20 protein-coding genes are annotated in these 19,053 nt (G+C 61.3%); 7 read left to right on the top strand and 13 right to left on the bottom strand.

From position 1 onward, the window contains the following. Positions 1 to 20: 20 nt before the first annotated feature. The 8 genes from VR71_RS12740 to dctP form a co-directional block, all read right to left on the bottom strand. Positions 21 to 461 carry a hypothetical protein gene (locus VR71_RS12740; RefSeq protein ID WP_045684535.1) on the bottom strand — a complete coding sequence of 147 codons (441 nt, stop codon included), beginning with the start codon at positions 459 to 461 and terminating at the stop codon, positions 21 to 23. Between the two features lie 23 nt (positions 462 to 484). Then, the gene (locus VR71_RS12745) at positions 485 to 1,450 is read right to left on the bottom strand and encodes a YVTN family beta-propeller repeat protein (protein ID WP_045684493.1); all 966 of its coding nucleotides are present in this window, start codon (positions 1,448 to 1,450) and stop codon (positions 485 to 487) included. Between the two features lie 11 nt (positions 1,451 to 1,461). Continuing rightward, complete coding sequence (locus tag VR71_RS12750) at positions 1,462 to 2,643, bottom strand: ABC transporter substrate-binding protein (RefSeq protein WP_045684495.1); 1,182 nt, start codon at positions 2,641 to 2,643, stop codon at positions 1,462 to 1,464. Positions 2,644 to 2,897: 254 nt separating this feature from the next. Continuing rightward, positions 2,898 to 4,415, bottom strand: coding sequence for a malonyl-CoA synthase (locus VR71_RS12755; protein ID WP_045684497.1), 1,518 nt, complete (start codon positions 4,413 to 4,415; stop codon positions 2,898 to 2,900). Positions 4,416 to 4,427: 12 nt separating this feature from the next. Next, the gene (locus tag VR71_RS12760; protein ID WP_045684499.1) at positions 4,428 to 5,672 is read right to left on the bottom strand and encodes a malonyl-CoA decarboxylase; all 1,245 of its coding nucleotides are present in this window, start codon (positions 5,670 to 5,672) and stop codon (positions 4,428 to 4,430) included. Next, on the bottom strand, positions 5,669 to 6,985 hold the full coding sequence (locus tag VR71_RS12765) for a TRAP transporter large permease (RefSeq protein WP_045684501.1): 1,317 nt from the start codon (positions 6,983 to 6,985) through the stop codon (positions 5,669 to 5,671). Before VR71_RS12765 ends, VR71_RS12760 begins: the two co-directional genes overlap by 4 nt. After that, positions 6,985 to 7,533 carry a TRAP transporter small permease gene (locus VR71_RS12770; protein ID WP_045684503.1) on the bottom strand — a complete coding sequence of 183 codons (549 nt, stop codon included), beginning with the start codon at positions 7,531 to 7,533 and terminating at the stop codon, positions 6,985 to 6,987. Before VR71_RS12770 ends, VR71_RS12765 begins: the two co-directional genes overlap by 1 nt. Before the next feature lie 73 nt (positions 7,534 to 7,606). Then, entirely contained in the window at positions 7,607 to 8,593 is a 987-nt protein-coding gene (gene dctP, locus VR71_RS12775; RefSeq protein ID WP_045684505.1) for a TRAP transporter substrate-binding protein DctP, read from the bottom strand. A gap of 138 nt (positions 8,594 to 8,731) precedes the next feature. Here dctP and VR71_RS12780 point away from each other — a divergent pair, with 138 nt between their 5' ends. From VR71_RS12780 to VR71_RS12810, 7 genes are all read left to right on the top strand, one after another. Next, a complete protein-coding gene (locus VR71_RS12780; RefSeq protein WP_009817321.1) occupies positions 8,732 to 9,388 on the top strand; it encodes a GntR family transcriptional regulator in 657 nt (218 codons plus the stop codon). A 47-nt stretch (positions 9,389 to 9,435) separates the two neighbouring features. Next, entirely contained in the window at positions 9,436 to 9,912 is a 477-nt protein-coding gene (smpB, locus tag VR71_RS12785) for an SsrA-binding protein SmpB (protein WP_009817320.1), read from the top strand. 15 nt (positions 9,913 to 9,927) lie between these two features. Continuing rightward, positions 9,928 to 10,188, top strand: a complete 261-nt coding sequence (locus VR71_RS12790) for a hypothetical protein (RefSeq protein ID WP_045684507.1) — start codon at positions 9,928 to 9,930, stop codon at positions 10,186 to 10,188. Between the two features lie 80 nt (positions 10,189 to 10,268). Continuing rightward, positions 10,269 to 11,120 carry a 3-mercaptopyruvate sulfurtransferase gene (gene sseA, locus VR71_RS12795; protein WP_045684537.1) on the top strand — a complete coding sequence of 284 codons (852 nt, stop codon included), beginning with the start codon at positions 10,269 to 10,271 and terminating at the stop codon, positions 11,118 to 11,120. Beyond that, complete coding sequence (locus VR71_RS12800) at positions 11,120 to 12,304, top strand: amino acid aminotransferase (protein WP_045684509.1); 1,185 nt, start codon at positions 11,120 to 11,122, stop codon at positions 12,302 to 12,304. Before sseA ends, VR71_RS12800 begins: the two co-directional genes overlap by 1 nt. Before the next feature lie 63 nt (positions 12,305 to 12,367). Continuing rightward, positions 12,368 to 12,886, top strand: a complete 519-nt coding sequence (locus VR71_RS12805) for a DUF3280 domain-containing protein (RefSeq protein WP_045684511.1) — start codon at positions 12,368 to 12,370, stop codon at positions 12,884 to 12,886. 1 nt (position 12,887) lies between these two features. Then, positions 12,888 to 13,703, top strand: coding sequence for a quinoprotein dehydrogenase-associated SoxYZ-like carrier (locus VR71_RS12810; protein ID WP_045684513.1), 816 nt, complete (start codon positions 12,888 to 12,890; stop codon positions 13,701 to 13,703). 262 nt (positions 13,704 to 13,965) lie between these two features. Here the strand turns inward: VR71_RS12810 and VR71_RS12815 are convergent, their stop codons facing one another. From VR71_RS12815 to VR71_RS12835, 5 genes are all read right to left on the bottom strand, one after another. Next, positions 13,966 to 14,514, bottom strand: coding sequence for a PQQ-dependent catabolism-associated CXXCW motif protein (locus VR71_RS12815; RefSeq protein WP_045684515.1), 549 nt, complete (start codon positions 14,512 to 14,514; stop codon positions 13,966 to 13,968). Further along, entirely contained in the window at positions 14,511 to 15,338 is an 828-nt protein-coding gene (locus VR71_RS12820; protein ID WP_045684517.1) for a substrate-binding domain-containing protein, read from the bottom strand. The genes VR71_RS12815 and VR71_RS12820 overlap by 4 nt, the downstream gene beginning before the upstream one ends. Continuing rightward, positions 15,322 to 15,858: a c-type cytochrome, methanol metabolism-related gene (locus VR71_RS12825; RefSeq protein WP_009817312.1), complete on the bottom strand. Its 537-nt coding sequence runs from the start codon at positions 15,856 to 15,858 to the stop codon at positions 15,322 to 15,324. The genes VR71_RS12820 and VR71_RS12825 overlap by 17 nt, the downstream gene beginning before the upstream one ends. Before the next feature lie 84 nt (positions 15,859 to 15,942). Then, a complete protein-coding gene (xoxF5, locus tag VR71_RS12830; RefSeq protein WP_045684519.1) occupies positions 15,943 to 17,745 on the bottom strand; it encodes a lanthanide-dependent methanol dehydrogenase XoxF5 in 1,803 nt (600 codons plus the stop codon). Between the two features lie 136 nt (positions 17,746 to 17,881). After that, on the bottom strand, positions 17,882 to 18,994 hold the full coding sequence (locus tag VR71_RS12835) for an S-(hydroxymethyl)glutathione dehydrogenase/class III alcohol dehydrogenase (RefSeq protein ID WP_009817310.1): 1,113 nt from the start codon (positions 18,992 to 18,994) through the stop codon (positions 17,882 to 17,884). Positions 18,995 to 19,053: the final 59 nt, after the last annotated feature.

Genomic DNA, 19,053 nt, shown 5'->3' on the forward strand with positions numbered 1-19,053 from the left:
GCATAGACCGGGGCGCGACCTTATTGAATGATGAACTCAAGCCGCTGACTGTCGCCGCTCGTGCCGGGGATCAAGAGGTTATACCGCCCCGGTTTGATCGCGATAAAGGAAAATTCCGCCGTGCCCGCATCGTCAAACTCCAGACTGTCGATCGCCATCGGGCGGATTTCGATATCGTTGATCACGATCTCATCCATCCAGATCGCCCGAAAGAATTCCGGCCCCGTCAGCGCCAATTCCGCACTGCCATCCGCGGTGATCTCCATCTCGTAATATGCACCCGATTGCAGCGTGATCGGCCCCTCGCCCAACGGCTTGCCAGAGGCCAGCGTAACCTCAATCTCATCCCCCCGGTTGCATTTCGCCAAGAGCCCGGCAAAGCCCAGATCATCGCAGAGTGGTGCGGCATGAGCGGGGGCTGCCAGCATCGCAAAGGCAACGGCGGTCAGTATATGTTTCATCATTTTCCCTCTTCCCTGTTGGATCAATCAGATACGACCACGACGCCCCAGGGCTGTTGCCCCACCTGCACCGATTTCACGACCTCTTCGGCCCCGACATCAATGATCGAAATATCGTTGGAATTGCCGTTGGTGGTGTAGAGGTATTTCTCCTCTGCATCAAAGGCCAGTTGCCAGACGCGCTGTCCCACCAACAGGTATTTCTCGACCTCAAAACTCTCGCCATTCACCAGAGCCACCCGGTTCGACGGCCCCAGCGCGACAAAGATTTTCTTGCCATCCGAGGTGACGCGCACCCCCACCGGCTGCAACAGTTCCGGCGCGATGCCCGGCACCTCGAACGTCACCTTGTGGACGATCTCGCCGCCATCCGGGTTGATCACGCTGACCGTGCCGCCAATCTCGGCGCTCACAAACAGATATTTGCCATCCGCCGTATATTGCGCAAAGCGCGGGCGCTGATCGACCAGCGTATTCTGCACGATTTCAAACGTCGTCGTGTCGATGAAATGCGCCATGTTGGTGGTCTCCGAGGTGTTGACCACATATTTGCCATCCGGCGAGATCCCCATGCCCTCCGGCTCCACGCCCACCGGTACTTCGGCCAGAATTGTATGCGTGTTCACATCCGTCACCGTGACCAGATTGTCATCCTCATTGGCGATAAAGAGCGGATTGCCCGACGGGTGCAGCACGAACAATTCCGGGTCCGGCCCCGAGGGCAGCGTGTGCAATTCCTGATAGGTCGCCGTGTCGAACACCCGCACCACATTATCATCCGAAGCGCAGACATAGAGATGCTTGCCATCCGGGCTTGCGGTGATGCCGCGCGGGCGGTTGCCTGCGGCGAATTCTGTGATCACCTCCCATGTCTCGCTATCCACAACGGTGATCGTATTGCCGCGTTCATTGCTGACAAACACCTTTCCGGCCAGCGCCGGGCTGGTCATCAAGGCCACAAAGGCGGTCGCAAGGGCTAAGCGGGTCATCGGGTAATCTCCTATGGGTCAAAGGCAGTGCAGGCGCTCTCGGGCTGATCCAGCCCCAGCGTATCCAAAAGCGAGCGTTGATGCAGGAACCCCTCCTGCGGCGAGACGCTCAGCATGATCCGCCCGTCCGCCAACAAAATCGGCTGGCGCATCTGGCCATTCCACGCCCGAAAGGTCAGCTTTTGCCCCTTGAACGCCGCCAGCTCGAAATTCTCGCTCAGCGCATAGGCGCGGATTTCGGCAGGATCGGCGCTCTTGGTGCGCGTCACCGCCTCGCCCAGCACCCGCAGCGCAAGCCAGACGGTGTAATCCTCGGGGCGCATATAGCGGCGGGTCAATTCCTCGAACCGATTCTGAAATTGCGTTGCGCCCCACGCCTCCAATGCCGGATGCCACGTCAGCGGCCGCAGCCCCGCCGATCCAGCGATGAGCGAGGGCCGCCAGGTGTGAAACGGCAGATAGGTGGCAAAGACGTCGGTTTCATCGGCGGCAATGACGACATCATGCTCTTTCATATCTTGGGTAAAAACCGGCAATTGCCGCTGCACCTGCACATGCCCCGTATCCGTGCGCCGCGCGCCGCCAGTGTCGGTGAATGCCCTTTCATCAACAATCCTTGTCCCGAATTTCGCGGCAGAGGCGCGATAGGCGTCAGCCAGCGCTATATCCTCGGGATGCGAGCCATGAATGAGCGCCCAGCGCGGCCATTTCTTCCAGATCAAAAACTGCGCCAAAGCATCGCTCAGCATTTGCCGCGACGGAGCGATATGCAGGATATTGGCCCGGCATTCGGCACTGCGCAGCGCCGTATCGGGTGCCAAGGTGTTCAGGATCAGCGTATCGGGGGCCGCCGCCTGCGACATCGCCAGCAAGTCCTCGGCCCGCGCCTGCACCGCAAAAAACCGCAGCCCCTCGCCCTGCAACCGCTCAAACTCGGCCAAGGCAGTCTCGGGCGTCGCGGCGACCTCTTGCGTCACATAGGTCTGGCCCATGAACCGGCCCGTGGTCTGATTGTCCTCGGTCGCCAATTGCCCGCCGGCAAAGCCCAGATCATCCGGCCTTAAATCCAGCCGCGACACCGGCAAAAGCGCGGGGTAATCCACCCGCAGCACAACCGCCTTGACCTCTTGCGCAAGCGAAGGCTGTGCGAGGGCCACAAGGCCCGCAAGAACGAGCAAGGCTAAACGAAACATGCGCGGTCTCCGTCAAGGTCTCGGCGGTGGCGGGATCGCCCCATGCGGGTATCCTAACAAAACCGATAGGTTTGTAAGACATTTTTACCCGACCACGCGCCGCCTCGCGGAAACTCGCACATGTAATGAATAATTATGTAACTATTTCAAATATTTGATATGCATCATACTTTGGTCGCACAGGCCGACAAGCGGTCATGAAAAGGCCCGGCGCCATCGGCAGCCGGGCCTTTTTCCCCCCTGATCCGCGACAGTCACGCCGAGGCGAACAATCCCGAATACTCAGCGCGCAGGATGTTCTTTTGCACCTTGCCCATGGTATTGCGCGGCAACTCTTCCAGCACGATCAACTTGCGCGGATGCTTGAACCGCGCAAGGCTTTTGACCGCTACCCCGGCAATCCCATCAAGGTCCAGCACAGCCCCCTTTTGTGGCACAAGGAACCCCACCACAGTCTCGCCGAAATCGGGATGCGGCACGCCCACCACAGCACTTTCCAAAACGCCGGGCTGCTCATCCAGCAACAACTCAATCTCCTTGGGATAAATGTTATAGCCGCCCGAAATGATCAGATCCTTGTTGCGGCCCACGATCTGCACATAGCCCTGATCGTCGATCATCCCCAGATCGCCGGTGATGAAGAACCCGTTGGCGCGCAATTCCTCGGCGGTCTTCTCGGGCATGTTCCAATAGCCCGCAAACACATTCGGCCCCCGCACCTCGATGAGACCAATCTCGCCCTGTGGCACCTCTGCACCCGTCTGCGGATCGGTGATCTTCAACTCAACGCCCGGCAGAGGAAAACCAACCGTGCCCGCCCGCCGCGCGCCCTCATAAGGGTTTGAGGTGTTCATATTGGTTTCGGTCATGCCATAGCGTTCCAGAATCCGGTGCCCCGTGCGCTCTTCAAACGCCACATGGGTTTCCGCCAACAGAGGGGCCGACCCAGAGGTAAAGAGCCGCATATGCGCCACCAGATCGCGGGTAAACCGCGGATCGTCCAAAAGACGGGTGTAGAACGTTGGCACCCCCATCATAGAGGTTGCCCGTGGCAGCAATTCAATGACGCGATCCTGTTCGAACTTCGACAGGAATATCATCGACCCACCCGCCAAGAGAACGATGTTGGTCGCAACAAACAGGCCATGGGTGTGAAAGATCGGCAGCGCGTGCAACAGCACATCGTCCCGTGTGAACCGCCAATACTCCACCAAAACCTCGGCATTGGACAGCAGATTGCGCTGCGTCAACATCGCCCCCTTGGAGCGCCCCGTTGTGCCAGACGTATAGAGAAACGCCGCCAGATCATCCGGCTCGCGCGCAGCGGTCTCGAATGTCTCGGGCTGCCCCTTGGCCGCATCGACCAGCGTGCCCGTGCCATCGGCATTGAGGGTCATCAGAATGGCCCCGGCCTGATCCGCCACCGCCTGCAACGCGCCCATCTTGGCCCCGTCACACAACAGAACCTTAGCCCCGCTATCGCCCACGAAATAGCCCAACTCATCGCCGGTATAGCCGGTGTTCAGCGGCAAAAACACAATGCCCGCCTGCACACAGGCCGCATAAACCGCGAGCGCCTCCGGCGATTTCTCGACCTGCGCCGCCAGACGGTCGCCGGGTGCCAGTCCGGCACCGCGCAACGCATGCGCAATGCGCGCCGTCAGACGCAAAAACGCATCATAGCTGACCACCGCACCCTCCGCCAAATGCAGGAACGGCGCGGTTTGCCCGGCATGACGACCGAACAGATTATCGTAGAGGGGATTGGCCATGGCTCTTGTCCTTCACTCTGTCTTTTTCGCAGCGGCGGCGGCCAGTGCTGTCACCTCGGCAGAGGCGGCAATCACGCCCGCCCCGGCAAATCGCTCGTGGTTCTGCGAAATCTGTGCCCGGTCGTAAAGGTAATTCACCATCACCCCGCCCGATTGCGTTTTCCCATTGGGCGACAGGTCCGCACCGGCGTGAATGGCATGCACCGAGGCCCCGTTGCCAAGATGGAACCGCGCCACCGGATCATAGGGACCACCATCGCCCCGCTTGGCCTTGAGCAAATAGTGCGCCGTGACCGCCCGAAGCGCTTCTGCCTTCTTGGGCAGCGCCCCGCCACTCTCCTTGAGCCAGCGCGTCAGCCCCGGAATGGGCGACAGCGTGACAAAGGTCTTGAGCCCCGGCAATTCCTGCGACAGATCCGCCACCACCTGCTTGATCAGCGAATTGCCAAAGGAAATCCCCGCCAGCCCCGCCTGACAATTGGAAATCGAATAGAAAACCGCCGTATCCGCCTCATGTGCGCCAATCACCTCACGCTCTTCGGACAAAACGTCATGGATCGCCCCCGGAATCCCCCGACTCAGCGCCACTTCGACGAAAATCAGCGGCTCGTCGGGCATCGCCGGGTGAAAGAACCCGAAACAGCGCCGATCCTTCGGGGCCAGCCGCAGTCGCAGGTCGTCCCAGCTGTCAATCGCATGCACCGCCTCATAAGCGATGATCTTTTCCAGCACATCGGCGGGCGAGGACCAGTTGATCGGACGCAACACCAGAAACCCGCGATTGAACCAAGACGCGAACAGATGCTTGAGATCAAGGTCAAGCACAGCCAGCGCCGGGTTGTCCCGCGCCAGACGCAAGAGGTCTGCGCGCATCGCCACCAGTTGCGCCGTCGCCCCCGGCACCTGATTCAGCCGCCGCGCCAGTTCCTGCCGTGGCGGCTCTGCCGTGTCCATGAAGACACGATAGCTGTCCCGATCCGGCCCAGCCTCGAACGCGTCCAGCGCCGTGCGCACACTCTCGGGATCGACGCCCATCCCCTCGGTCAGAAACCGAAAGAACCCCAGTTTTTCGGCCTCCGCCATCCCGGCATAGCGATCCAGGATCAGCCGCGCCAGCGCCATCCCCGACACCTCACTGGAACTGCCCATCAGATCCCGACACAGATCCTCGATGCTCCGGTTCTTCTGGTCCGGCTCCGAAGCGCCGCGATAGCGCCGCTCAAAGACTGTCGCCAGCAAATCCGCCAGAACGCTCATCGTGCCGCCCCCATCACCGCATCAGGCAACCAAGTCGCCAGCCCCGGAAAGAGACACAAAAGCACGATCGCCAGCACCATGCAGCCCACATAGGGCAAAGAGCCGTAGAGGATGGTCTTGAGCTTGATATCCGGCGCGATGGAATTGATCACATAGAGGTTCAGACCCACAGGCGGCGAAATCAGACCGATTTCCATGTTGATTGTCAGAATAACCGCAAACCAGATCGGATCGAATCCCGCAGTCGTGATGATCGGCAACAGAATGGGTGCCGCCATCAGGATCACAGCCACCGGCGGCAAAAAGAACCCCGCAATCAGCAGGAACACATTGACCGCGCCCATCAACACCCAGCGGTTGACCTCCAAGGTGCCGATCCATTCGGCAATGGACTGGGTGATAAAGAGCGATGAGAGCATATAGGAAAACACCCCGGCCGCCGCGATGATGAAGAGGATCATCACACTCTCCCGCGTGCTGTCGCGCAGCACCACCCAGAGCGCGCGCGGCGACCAGAGACTATAGATGATCATCGCGATCAACAGACACAAAAGCGCCCCCACCGCCGCCGTCTCGGACGGCGTGGCAATGCCGCCATACATGGCATAGAGCACGCCAAGGATGATAAAGAGAAAGGGCAACACCCGCGGCAGAATCTCGAACCGCTCGCGCCAGGTATAGCTGCGCCCGGTCAGGAGGTTCATATCCCCCGACCGCCATGTCGAATAGAGCGACCAAATCATAAAGAGCATGACCAGCATAAGGCCCGGAATGACCCCGGCCAGAAACAGCCGCCCAATCGAGGTTTCCGTGGCGATGCCGTAAACGATCATCGTGACCGAGGGCGGGATGAGAATGCCCAAGGTGCCGCCCGCCGCAATCGACCCGGCGGCCACCGCATCGGGATAGCCCCGCTTGCGCATCTCCGGGATACCCATCTTGCCGATGGCGGCACAGGTGGCGGGGCTTGATCCCGACATCGCCGAAAAGAGCGCACAAGCCCCAAGGTTCGAGATCACGAGACCGCCGGGAACCCGCGTCAGCCACCGCTCCAGCGCCTCGTATAAATCGGCGCCCGCCCGCGTCGACGCGATAGAGGCACCCATGATGATGAACATCGGGATCGACAAGAGCGCAAAGTTGTTGAGCTTGCCAAAGAAGATTTCCGGCAGCAACTCCAGCGACCGCATGCCGTCGAACACGATCAGGAACCCGCCTGAAACAATCAACAGACCCAGCGCCACCGATACACCGGAAAACAGCACCACGATGGTCGCTATCGCGACAATCAGACCAAGTACGAGCGGATCCATCAGACGTCCTCCAGCCCAAAGGGCGAGTCGATATTAAGCAGCAGCGCGACCAGATCGGCGATCAACTGCAGCAGAAACAGGCCAAGCCCGACGGGCAACGCGAGATAGGGAATCCACAGATCAATCGCCCAGACCGTGTCCGAGGTCCATCCGCGCGCCCAGGCGACGTGCCAGAATTCATAGCCATACCAGAGCATGACCGCGACAATCACGATCGAGAGCGTGAGCGTCACCACCGCCAACCCCTTGCGTGCGCGCCGTGGCACCGCAAGCGGGATCAGGTCCACATTCACATGCCCGCGCAACCGCTGCACATAGGACAGTCCCAGCAGTGTGGCCGCGATCATCAGATAGATCACCGCTTCGGTCTGCCAGATGGTCGTTCCGTTCATCACGAACCGGACCCAGATCATCTGACAGGTGATGAACACGGAGGCGACGATCATCGTGGCCGAGATCCACCCCGCCAGTGTAGAGAGCGCCGCAACCGCGCGCAGAAAAGGATTTTGTCCGGTGCGCGCAATGGCACCCGATGCATGGCCAGCCATGGTCTACCTCATGTCAGAGTGGGGGCGAGAAATCGGCTGCCGCGCCACAAACCGGCGCGACAGCCAAAGCGGATCACTCGACGGCGAACGCCATATCAAGCAGCGCCTGCCCGTCCGGCACGCTTGCAACGAACTCTTTATAGGAGGTCTCCGTCGCCAACGTACGCCAGGCCTGGAAATCCTCTTCGGTCATCGCAGCGATCTCGACGCCCGCATCCCGGAACACCTCGACCGACGCGGCATCCTCTTTCTTGGCCTCTTCGAGATAGAAGGCTTCGGCCTTTTCCGCCGCCGCCGTCAAGGCCGCCTGCTGCTCTGCGCTCAGACCTTCAAAGGTGGATTTGTTCATCAAGAGCGGCTGATACATGAACCACAGTGCCACGTCGCCTGCGGGCGTGTAGCATTTCACCTGCTCGTAGATGCGGTAAGACACGAAAGACGAGGACGAAGTGTTGACCGCATCCAGAACGCCTGTCTGCATCGCATTGTAGATTTCGGAAGACGCCATCGACGCAATCGACGCGCCCGCACCCGCCAGCATCTGCTCGAATGCCTTGCCTGCGGCACGGGTCTGCATGCCCGCGACATCCTCAGGCTTGGTGATGCACTTGTCGGTGCTGGCAAAACCGCCAGCCAGATAGCCATGCACCAGAACCATCACGTCATCTTCGGCCATCTTTGCCTCGATTGCCTCCATAAAGGGGCTGTCGGACATGCGCGCGGCGTGGTCATGGTTCTTGACCAGACCCGGCATCAGCGTGAGATTATAAGACGGCTGCTGGCCGCCTGCATAGCTGAGCGGCAGCACGGTCATGTCAAGCTGACCCCGGCTCAATGGCGTATATTGCTCGCGCGCCTTGAACAGCGACTCCGACCCAAAGATCTTGATGTCGAGATCGACACCGGCGGCCGCCACCTCATCAGCCACAATCTGCGCCACCTTGTGACGCACGTCGTTGTTGGACCACTGATGCGACAGGCGCAGTTCGGCAGCATTGGCAACGCCGCTCAGCAGCATGATCCCGGCCGCCGCAGCCGCCGTGAAAGTCATTTTCTTCATATCTTCCTCCCATTGTGCCCGCGCAGGGTAGCCCGGACCGTATCGCTCAGTGTTTGGTGTTTTGAATTCAGAGTCAAGATTTTTGTATACAAGAGTTTCCCACTTGCGCACAAACCTCGCTCTCGCTAGGATTTTTTTATGGAGATACGCCGCGCCGATATCATTGCAGATGCACTGGAGGAACTGGTCTTCACCGGCGATTTCAGTGATGGCGACCGGCTGGATGAAATCCGCCTCGCGCGGCAATTCAACGTGTCGCGAACGCCCATCCGCGAGGCGCTCGGTCGGCTTGTCGCCTCTGGACTTGCCGAACAGATCCCCCGGCGTGGCGTCTTCATCCGCCAACCCGGACTGGTCGAACTGATGGAAATGTTCGAAACCATGGCCGAGATCGAGGGCGTCTGCGGTCGCCTCGCAGCCCATCGGATTTCAGAGACGGCGCTGGCCGATCTCGACGCCGCCAATGCCCGCTGCACACAGGCCATCGCGGCGGATGATGCCGACGGCTATTACCGCGAGAATGAACAGTTCCACCACATGATCTATCGCCACGCGGGCAATTCCTTTCTTGAACAAGAGGCGCTGCGCTTGCATCGCCGCCTGAAACCGTTTCGCCGCATGCAGTTGCGCCTGCGTGGGCGCATGGCGCAATCCATGGCCGAACACGAGTCGGTCGTCGCCGCCCTGCGCGCCGGCGACGCCGCGCGTGCCGCAGAGGTTCTGCGCGGCCATGTCGCCATTCAGGGCGAGAAGTTCCACCTCCTGATGGCCAGCATCCGCCGCGCAGCGGAATAACATCGCCCCCGCTGGACAGCGCCCGCGCGCGCCATTAGGTAGGCGGAATGGCCAAGGACAAGGAAAACCCGAACTACAAGGTGATCGCCGAGAACCGGCGCGCACGCTATGATTTTGCCATCGAGGACGACCTCGAATGCGGCATCATCCTTGAAGGCTCCGAGGTGAAATCCCTGCGCGTGAACAGCGCCAATATCGCCGAGAGCTACGCCATGGTCGAAAATGGCGAACTCTGGCTGGTCAACTCCTACATCGCCCCCTACGAGCAGGCCAAGACCTTTGGCCATGATGAAAAGCGGCGTCGCAAGCTGCTCGTCTCGAAAAAGGAAATGTCCCGCCTCTGGAGCGATACCCAACGCAAGGGCATGACGCTGGTCCCCTTGGTGCTCTATTTCAACCATCGCGGCATCGCCAAGCTCAAGATCGGCATCGCCAAGGGCAAAAAGAACCATGACAAGCGTGAAACCGAGGCCAAGCGCGACTGGGCCCGGCAAAAACAGCGCCTGCTCAAGGATCACGGCTAGGGCAAGGGACTGCGGATGGAATTGCTGATCGCCCTTCTGTCCGGTGCCACTGCGGCCATGCTCGCCGCTGGTGTTTGGCTTTCGCCCCGTCTGGGCTGGCTCCTGCATGCGGGCGTAGGCGCATGTGGGGGGGCCGTTGGCGGATACATCCTTGCCATGACATCCTCAGCGGTTGGCGACACCGCCTATCTGATCCGGCTGGTCGCCACGACGGGCCTCTGCGGTGCCGCAGCCCTCTGGACCCTTGGTGCCGCCGCGCGCCTCCTACGCCGTTAGCCTCACAGGCGCGACACGGTCTTGCCCTTTTGCCCCTCAGACTGTAGGCAGAAAGCGTTTGAACCGGGGGGCAAATGGCCATGGACGATCCGAAAACGCTTGTTTCCACCGACTGGCTGGCGGCCCATTTCAAGGACCCCGACCTGCGCATTCTCGATGGCACCATGTTCATGGCGGCAGAGGGCCGCAGCGGACGCGCGGAATACGAGGCCGCGCATATCCCCGGCGCGCGATTCTTCGACATCGACGACATCAGCGATGCCCGCTCCGAACTGCCGCACATGGCCCCGCCGGTCGAGAAGTTCATGTCGAAACTCCGCGCCATGGGCGTCGGCGACGGCCATCAGGTGGTGGTCTATGACGCCAAGGGGCTGTTTTCCGCGGCCCGCGTCTGGTGGCTGTTTCGCCTTATGGGTCAGGACAATATCGCCGTGCTCGACGGCGGTTTCCCGAAATGGCAGGCCGAGGGCCGCGCCGTCGAGGATATGCCGCCCATCATCCGCGACCGTCACATGACCGTTCGCCGCCAGAACCAGATGGTCAAGGACGTGACCCAAGTCGCCGCCGCCGCCAAATTGGGCGATTACGAAATCCTTGATGCCCGCGCCGCCGCCCGTTTTCGCGGAGAGGCGGCAGAGCCCCGCGCCGGTCTGCGCGCAGGCCACATCCCGGGCTCCAAAAATGTCCCCTACACCGATCTCTTGAATGCCGACATGACCATGAAAGACACAGGCGACCTGCGCGCCGTCTTTGCCGCCGCCGGGGTGGATATGACCAAGCCGGTCATCACCTCCTGCGGCTCTGGCGTGACCGCCGCCATCATCAATCTGGCGCTGGAGCGGATCGGCAAGACCGACCATGCGCTTTATGACGGGTCATGGACCGAATGGGGCGCGTTCCCGACCCTGCCCGTCGCCACTGGAGAAGCCTGATGTTTGACGCCTTGAAAGAAAAACCCGCCGACAAGATCCTGGCCCTTGGTCAGGCGTTCCGCGAGGATCCGCGCGAGACCAAGATTGATCTCGGCGTCGGCGTCTACAAAACCCCCGAAGGCGTCACGCCCATCATGCGCGCGGTTAAAACCGCCGAGAAACAGTTGTGGGAGGTGGAAACCACCAAGGCCTATACCGGCCTTGCGGGCGATCCGGCCTTTGCCGATGTGATGATTTCGCTCATCTTGGGCGATGCCGTGACCCGCGATCAAGTCTCGGCCATTGCCACGCCGGGCGGCACTGGCGCGGTGCGTCAGGCGTTTGATCTCATCAAGATGGCCACCCCCGGCGCACGCGTCTTTGTGTCCGATCCGACATGGCCCAACCACCTGAGCATTCTCGCGCATATGGGCATCGAGGTGGTGATGTATCGCTATTTCGATCCCGAAACCGTGGGCGTCGATTTCACCGGCATGATGGCCGATCTGGACGGATTGCGCGCGGGCGATGTCGTGCTCTTGCACGGCTGCTGCCACAACCCCACCGGTGCCAATCTCAACATGACCGAATGGAGCGCAGTGGTGGACCTGCTCAATGCGCGTGGCGCGCTGCCGATGATCGACATCGCCTATCAGGGCTTTGGTGACGGGCTCGAAGCGGACGCCGCCGCCGTGCGGTTCGTAGCGGAAAACTGCCCCGAGGTGCTGATCGCCGCCAGCTGCTCCAAGAATTTCGGTATCTACCGCGAACGCACCGGCATCCTGATGGCCGTGGCGCAGGACAAAAGCCTGCAAAAGGTCACCCAGGGCAATCTTGCCTATCTCAACCGGCAGAACTATTCCTTCCCGCCCGATCACGGTGCGCGACTGGTGACCATGGTTCTCACCGATCCCGACCTGCGCGCCGACTGGCAGTCAGAGCTTGAGGAGGTGCGCCTTGGCATGCTCAAGCTGCGCGAGTCTCTGGCAGCAGAATTGCAGCGCATTTCCGGCTCCGACCGCTTCGGCTTTATCGCCCAGCATCGCGGCATGTTCTCGCGCTTGGGCGCCACCCCTGAACAGGTCGAACGCCTGCGCGCAGAGCATGCGATCTACATGATCGGCGACAGCCGCATCAACATCGCGGGGCTCAACGCAAAAACCGTGCCCCTGCTGGCACAGGCGATGATCGACGTGGGTGTCTGAGACCCCACGCTCTCCATCCAAAGTCGCATATCGCGCGCGCCTGCGCGCGCGTAACATCCCCGCATGATACGGGCGCTTTTCCTCTGGCTTCTGGCCGGGTTCCTGTCGGCCTCCGCCGCCACGGCGCAGGGGCTTGTTCCGTTGCGGGGTGGCGCGGACATCGCCTTTCTCGGGATCACCTTCATCGACACCTCGACCGAAGGTGCCTACAATCCGGTGCGCGCCGATGAAACCGCCCGGCTGGCGCTGGTGCAGGACTATGTCCAGTCCCGCTTTGCCGAGAGCGGCTTTGCCCTGCTCGACCTCAGCCCCATCGCCAAGGATCTCGACGGCATTTCCAACCCCGCCGATTGCTACGGCTGCGAAACCCGTCTCGCGGCGCGACTCGATGCCGATTACGTGCTTGTGGGCGAGGTGCAAAAGGTCTCGAACCTGATCCTGTCGATGAACCTCGTTCTGCGCGCTGTGCCCAGCGGCGAGGTGGTGCGCGCCCGTGCGGTCGATATCCGCTCCAACACCGACGACTCATGGCTGCGCGGCATGCGCTATATCTTCAAGACCCATATTTTTGCGGAGGGATGACATGAAACATCTGGCCCCGGCCCTTGCGGCTCTGCTGCTCTCTGGCCCCGCGCTGGCGCAGTCCGCTTGGCCTGATATTCAAGCCGCCCTCTACGGCGACGCGCCCCTGGTCGCGCAGAGCGCGCAGGTCACGCTTGATGCACCGTTCCGCGCCACCGACGACGCACGCACCGTGTTGGGTGGACATGTCATCGCCCCGGCGGGTCAAAAGATCACCACCGTGACGCTGGTGATCGACGAAAACCCCGCCCCCGTGGCTGCCGAATTCCATCTTGCCGCGCCACAGGCCGAATTCGCCTTCAGCCTCACCACCCGCCTCAACGGTCAAACCCCGCTGCATCTCGTGGCCCTCACCGACACCGGCGAGCGGCACATGGCCGAGGCGTTCCTCAAAACCTCCGGCCAGGGGGCCTGCGCCGCCCCGCCGGGCACTGACCCGGTCGCAGCTTTGGCCACATTGGGCGAGATGGAATTGGCCTTCTTGCCTGACATCGCAGCCCCCAGCAAAAGCGTGAACACCCGCCTTGCGACACTCGCAGGCAAGGTCCGCGCGCTTGACGTCGATATCAGCCATCCCAGCCATTCGGGTCTGGCGATGGATCAGATCACCCTGCTCTACACACCGCTGCGCGTGGTGGATGAACTCGCCATCAGTATCGACAACAGGCCCTATCTCACCATGACCGGCAGCATCTCCCTCTCGGAAAACCCCCGCCTGCGGGTCTCGATCCCGACGGGCACCACAACAGCAGAGGTCAGCCTAAACGACACCGACGGCACAAGGACCAGCGCCCGCACCAGCCTTGCGGCGTATTGAGGGGGAACGTCAGAGTTAGGGTATGGCCTTGAACGGTCATTGGCCGGCGGGCACTGTGCCGCGCGATTGCCAGACCGCGGTTTGGCGATGCAACGGCGGTAACTGCCGCTTTATGCCAGCAAAAACCGTAAAATGCCCAAGCGATGCGCAGCGCTTCAAAATCGCCAGACCGGGGGGCGGTCTGGCGATCGCGCGGCACCTGCGGTGCTATTCGCGCGGGTGGCAAACGAAGGCACGCTCAATCCCATCCGCACTCTACCCCCTACGTCCCCGGCTCCCCCGCCCTCGCCTCGACCTTTTCCAACGGATAGTCCTCAAAGTCCCAGCCATCCGTGCCCTCGGGGAACCAGTAAACCTCCGTATATCCCATCTCCAGCACCCGCTTGGCCGCGTTCCACGACATCCAGCAGTCCTCCAGACAGAAGAACAGCACCGGATGGCCGGGATCGCCGTCCGTCACCTCCGCCAACCCGTCTCTCAAATAGGCCTCGGTCTCCGGCGCAATCCGCTCATAGCCGGTGTTGGGCAACCAGACAGCGCCGGGAATCGACAGCCGCGGCTTCTCGCGCCAGATTGTCCCCGCAGGCAGGTTCGCAGGTTTGGGTGCGCGCGGCAGCACATCGACAAAAGCCACCTCGCCCCCCTGCCAAAGCACATGCGCCGCCATTGCATCAACCACAACCGCACCCGCCAATGTCTCGGGCACCGGCGCACGGTAGGGCTCTCCACGATAGCCCTCCGGCTCTGCCACCCCCTGCGCCGCCACCGGTCCGGCCAAAAGCATCAGCGCGGCCAGACCGGCCCGGATCATTGCGAGAGCACCTTGGCCTCTGTACCCATGTCATTGAGCAGCGGCACACCCGCCTCGACCAAAATCGCGTCAATCCCCGCCTGATTGCGCCGGATCAGCGAATTCAATTGCCGCTTCCACTGATCCTCGCCCAGACGCACGCCCATGGTGATCCGGTAGAACATCTTGGGCGCGCCCACCTCCTGCATCAGCGGCACGACTTTCAATCCGGGATGCTCGCGCTTGACCAGCGGCCCACCGATCGGCCCCCAGAGCACGGCGGCGTCAATCTCTCCGGCCTCCAGATCGCGCAACATGTCACTCGCAGGCGACTGCACCCGCCGATCCACAAAGAGCGGATAGGCCCGCGCCTTGGCCATCAGCCCATTGCGCGCCATATGCGTGCCCGGCGGGCTGCCCGCGATGATCCCCACCACCTTGCCCTTCAGGCGTGGATCGGCCAGCGTCACGACATCAGCCAACTCACTCTCGCGCGGCAGGATGATCGTATAGGCCGAGACCATGTAATGATTGGTATTCTGCACCAATTCATGGCCCTGCGCGAACCCGATGATCACGTCACAGCGCTTTTCGCCTAATGTCCGCCGCACAAACCCGGTCGCCATCGGAAACCAGCTATAGTCCACCGGCTTGTCCAACTCTGCGGCCAGCAACTCGGCGATCTTGTTCTCAAACCCGGTCCCGGCCTCGGTCGACATCGGATCATTGGCCGGATCGGCACAGACCCGAAACGCCGTCTGCGAGACTAGCTCCGCCATCTGCGCCCCAGCCACTCCGGGCAAGAGCGCGACAGCGAGGCCAAGCGCCTTAGCCCATGCAGGCATCTTCATCGGCTTGAATGGCATCGGATTTCGCCTCCTTCTTGGCCGGACGTCCCCGCTCGATCACGCCCAATCCGCGCGCCTTGAGATAGACATAGATGTCATCCAGATAGCACATCACATTCGGGTTGGTGCCAAAGGACGGCATCACCGAATTTTCAGAGGCATTCACCTTTTGCCGCCCTTCGGCAACGACACCATAGAAATCATAGTAATCCATCGTCACAGCCGACTTTTTGAGCGCCGGCGCATAGGTCGATCCCTCACCATCCGGCCCATGACAGACATGACATTCCGCATGATAGCGCCGGAACCCAGAGAATGTCCGCCAATCCACCGTGCCATCTTCGGCCACGTTGAATGTGGGAATATCATCGGCGGTGAAATAGCGGCCACCGTCCTCAGAGGCGGCAGCAAACTTGGGATCATCGGGCGACGGGGCCTCTTCGCCAAGCACCGGTAGCGCGATGAGCGCCAGACATGCGGTCAGACCAGCGGGCAAGAGGCGTCGGATCGTCAACATTCGGAACTCCTTTTAGGTATTCAGGTGCGGCGGCGCGACACTTCCAAGTGTCGCGCCGCCTGTGATGGGATCAGATCAGAGCGATCAATCCGGCAGTTTGAAGACGGTCAGCTGACCACCGAGCGCGGTATAGTCGCTCAGGGCTGCATAGCCGCCCACGGCGCCCAGACCGGCATTCGGATCGGTCAGACCGGCCGCAAGGCCAATCCCGGCCCAGCCGCCAATCCCCGACAGGATGCCGACATACTGCTTTCCGCCATGCTCATAGGTCATCACGTTGCCGATGATCCCCGAGGGCGTCTTGAAGCTGTAAAGCTCATCACCCGTCGCGGCATCAATCGCCTTGAGATAGCCCTCAAGCGTGCCGTAGAACACCACATCGCCAGCGGTCGCCAGAGCGCCCGACCAGACCGAGAACTGCTCGGGGATCGACCACTTGATCTTGCCCTCGATATTGTCCCAGGCGATGAAATTGCCCATGCCGCCATGGCTGCCGGGCGCCGGATACATCGCCAGCGTCGCACCCACATAAGGCTGACCGGCGGTATAGCTCACGCGGAACGGCTCGTAATCCATACAGACGTGGTTGGTGGGGATATAGAACAGGCCGGTCTTCGGGCTATAGGCCGAAGGTTGCTGGTCCTTGGTTCCCAGTGCCGCCGGACAAATCCCAGTCGAGTTGACATCTTCGCCATTCTGCTCGGTGGAATACTCCGCCACCACAGCCGGACGGCCATAGGTCTCGGATGCCGGGTCCATATCCACACCCGTGGTCCAGTTCACCGCCGGGTCGTATTTCTCGGCCACCAGCAACTCGCCGGTTTCCCGATCCAGTGTATAGGACAGGCCATTCCGATCCGGGTGGGTCAAGAGCTTGCGCATCTGCCCGTCAACTTCCTGATCCGTCAGGATCATCTCGTTGACACCGTCATAATCCCACTCGTCATGCGGGGTCATCTGATAGAGCCACTTGGCCATCCCGGTGTCGGGATTGCGCGCCATGATGGTCATCGACCAACGGTTGTCGCCGGGCCGCTGCGCCGGGTTCCATGTCGACGGGTTGCCGGTGCCATAATAGAACAGGTCCAACTCCGCGTCATAGGAATACCAACCCCAGGTCGAGCCGCCGCCGATCTTCCATTGATCGCCTTCCCAGGTGTTGGTGCCCGAATCCGCGCCCACAGGCTCGCCCAGATGGGTGGTATTTTCCGGGTCCATCAGCGTATCGCTGTCCGGTCCCATCGAATAGGCGCGCCAAACCTGCTCGCCGGTCTTCATGTCATAGGCCGTTGTGTGGCCGCGCACGCCGAATTCGCCGCCCGAAATGCCGACGATCACCTTGTCCTTGACCGGCAGCACCGTCGCGGTGTTGGTCTCCCCAATCGCCGGATCGCCATTCACAGCAGTCCAAACGACCTCACCGGTCTTGGCATCCAGCGCGACAATCGTGGTATCGGCCTGATGCAGGAAAATCTTGCCATCCGCATAGGCCACGCCCCGGTTGACCGTGTCACAGCACATCACCGGGATCACGTTGGGATCCTGCTTCGGCTCATATTTCCAGATGATCTTGCCGTTGTCGCTCAGATCCAGCGCATAAACGATATTCGGGAACGGTGTGTGGACATACATGACGTCCCCGATCACCAGCGGCGAGCCCTCATGCCCGCGCAACACGCCGGTCGAGAATGTCCACGCGACCTGCAACTTGCCGACATTGTCCTTGTTGATCTGGTCCAACTCGGAATAGCGGGTATTCGCATAATCGCCCGTTTGAATCGCCCATTGCGTTGGGTCATCTATCAGCGCCTGTAGATCGCTGTTGGCCGCGGCCATGCCGGATGCACCGACAAAGAACGCCGCCGACATCAAGAGTGATTTCTTCATTTTGTCCTCCCTGGATAAAACTGTTCTTGGTTTCGCTTGCCGGGCTCCTCTGCCCGCCGTGTCGCCCCGCACCGCCCTCCTCTGCGATGGAACCGGGGCGCATTCCCTCTGGCACAGCCCGGTTACAGAGCCGCGCTCAATACACCACCACCGAGCGAATACTCTCGCCCGCATGCATCAATTCAAACCCTTTGTTGATATCGTCGAGCGGCATGGTGTGGGTGATCATCGGGTCGATCTCGATCTTGCCCTGCATGTACCAATCGACAATCTTGGGCACATCCGTGCGCCCGCGCGCGCCGCCAAAGGCGGTCCCGCGCCACGAGCGGCCCGTCACCAATTGGAACGGCCGCGTGCTGATTTCCGCGCCCGCCGGGGCCACACCGATGATGATGCTCTCGCCCCAGCCCTTGTGTGCCGCCTCCAGCGCCGTGCGCATCACGCCGACATTGCCAGTGGCGTCAAAGGTGTAATCCGCCCCGCCGCCGGTCAGCTCGACCAGATGCGCCACCAGATCGCCCTTGACCTCCTTGGGGTTGACGAAATCGGTCATGCCAAACCGTGTCGCCATCTCGATCCGGCCCGGATTGAGGTCAACGCCGACGATCTGATCCGCCCCCGCCAACCGCAGTCCCTGCAACACGTTGAGACCGATGCCGCCCAGACCGAACACAATCGCCCGGCTGCCAATCTCCACCTTGGCGGTGTTGATCACCGCCCCCACGCCGGTGGTGACACCGCAACCGATGTAGCAAATCTTGTCAAAGGGCGCATCCTTGCGCACCTTCGCCAGCGCAATCTCGGGCAGGACCGTGTGATTGGCAAAGGTCGAACAGCCCATGTAATGCAGGATCGGCGTGCCATCCAGCATCGAAAACCGGCTGGTGCCGTCGGGCATCAGCCCCTGCCCTTGCGTCGAGCGGATTTTCTGGCAGAGGTTGGTTTTCGGGTTGAGGCAATAGTCGCATTCGCGGCATTCGGGCGTGTAGAGCGGGATCACATGATCGCCCGGCACAAGGCTGGTCACACCGGGGCCGACCTCCAGCACCACGCCCGCGCCCTCATGCCCCAGAATCGCCGGAAACGCCCCCTCGGGATCGGCACCGGACAGGGTGAAATCATCCGTGTGGCACAGCCCCGTCGCCTTGATCTCAACCAGAACCTCACCCGCCTTCGGACCTTCGAGGTTCACCTCCATGATCTCCATCGGCTTGCCAGCCTCAACAGCCACCGCCGCACGCGTTCTCATTCAGTCTGTCCTCCCTTGCATCCCAGAGGATACAACCTTTAGGTGATTTGGCGTAAAAA

The organism is Roseovarius sp. BRH_c41, from assembly GCF_000961715.1.
Lineage (GTDB): Bacteria > Pseudomonadota > Alphaproteobacteria > Rhodobacterales > Rhodobacteraceae > Roseovarius.

Coding starts and splice junctions, on each gene's coding strand:
- VR71_RS12750 (WP_045684495.1), bottom strand. CDS start 2,643: ATGTTTCGTTTAGCCTTGCTCGTTCTTGCGGGCCTTGTGGCCCTCGCA.
- VR71_RS12760 (WP_045684499.1), bottom strand. CDS start 5,672: ATGAGCGTTCTGGCGGATTTGCTGGCGACAGTCTTTGAGCGGCGCTAT.
- VR71_RS12790 (WP_045684507.1), top strand. CDS start 9,928: ATGGAATTGCTGATCGCCCTTCTGTCCGGTGCCACTGCGGCCATGCTC.
- VR71_RS12745 (WP_045684493.1), bottom strand. CDS start 1,450: ATGACCCGCTTAGCCCTTGCGACCGCCTTTGTGGCCTTGATGACCAGC.
- VR71_RS12765 (WP_045684501.1), bottom strand. CDS start 6,985: ATGGATCCGCTCGTACTTGGTCTGATTGTCGCGATAGCGACCATCGTG.
- VR71_RS12770 (WP_045684503.1), bottom strand. CDS start 7,533: ATGGCTGGCCATGCATCGGGTGCCATTGCGCGCACCGGACAAAATCCT.
- dctP (WP_045684505.1), bottom strand. CDS start 8,593: ATGAAGAAAATGACTTTCACGGCGGCTGCGGCGGCCGGGATCATGCTG.
- VR71_RS12815 (WP_045684515.1), bottom strand. CDS start 14,514: ATGATCCGGGCCGGTCTGGCCGCGCTGATGCTTTTGGCCGGACCGGTG.
- smpB (WP_009817320.1), top strand. CDS start 9,436: ATGGCCAAGGACAAGGAAAACCCGAACTACAAGGTGATCGCCGAGAAC.
- VR71_RS12820 (WP_045684517.1), bottom strand. CDS start 15,338: ATGCCTGCATGGGCTAAGGCGCTTGGCCTCGCTGTCGCGCTCTTGCCC.
- VR71_RS12740 (WP_045684535.1), bottom strand. CDS start 461: ATGAAACATATACTGACCGCCGTTGCCTTTGCGATGCTGGCAGCCCCC.
- VR71_RS12780 (WP_009817321.1), top strand. CDS start 8,732: ATGGAGATACGCCGCGCCGATATCATTGCAGATGCACTGGAGGAACTG.
- VR71_RS12755 (WP_045684497.1), bottom strand. CDS start 4,415: ATGGCCAATCCCCTCTACGATAATCTGTTCGGTCGTCATGCCGGGCAA.
- VR71_RS12825 (WP_009817312.1), bottom strand. CDS start 15,858: ATGTTGACGATCCGACGCCTCTTGCCCGCTGGTCTGACCGCATGTCTG.
- sseA (WP_045684537.1), top strand. CDS start 10,269: ATGGACGATCCGAAAACGCTTGTTTCCACCGACTGGCTGGCGGCCCAT.
- VR71_RS12800 (WP_045684509.1), top strand. CDS start 11,120: ATGTTTGACGCCTTGAAAGAAAAACCCGCCGACAAGATCCTGGCCCTT.
- xoxF5 (WP_045684519.1), bottom strand. CDS start 17,745: ATGAAGAAATCACTCTTGATGTCGGCGGCGTTCTTTGTCGGTGCATCC.
- VR71_RS12810 (WP_045684513.1), top strand. CDS start 12,888: ATGAAACATCTGGCCCCGGCCCTTGCGGCTCTGCTGCTCTCTGGCCCC.
- VR71_RS12835 (WP_009817310.1), bottom strand. CDS start 18,994: ATGAGAACGCGTGCGGCGGTGGCTGTTGAGGCTGGCAAGCCGATGGAG.
- VR71_RS12805 (WP_045684511.1), top strand. CDS start 12,368: ATGATACGGGCGCTTTTCCTCTGGCTTCTGGCCGGGTTCCTGTCGGCC.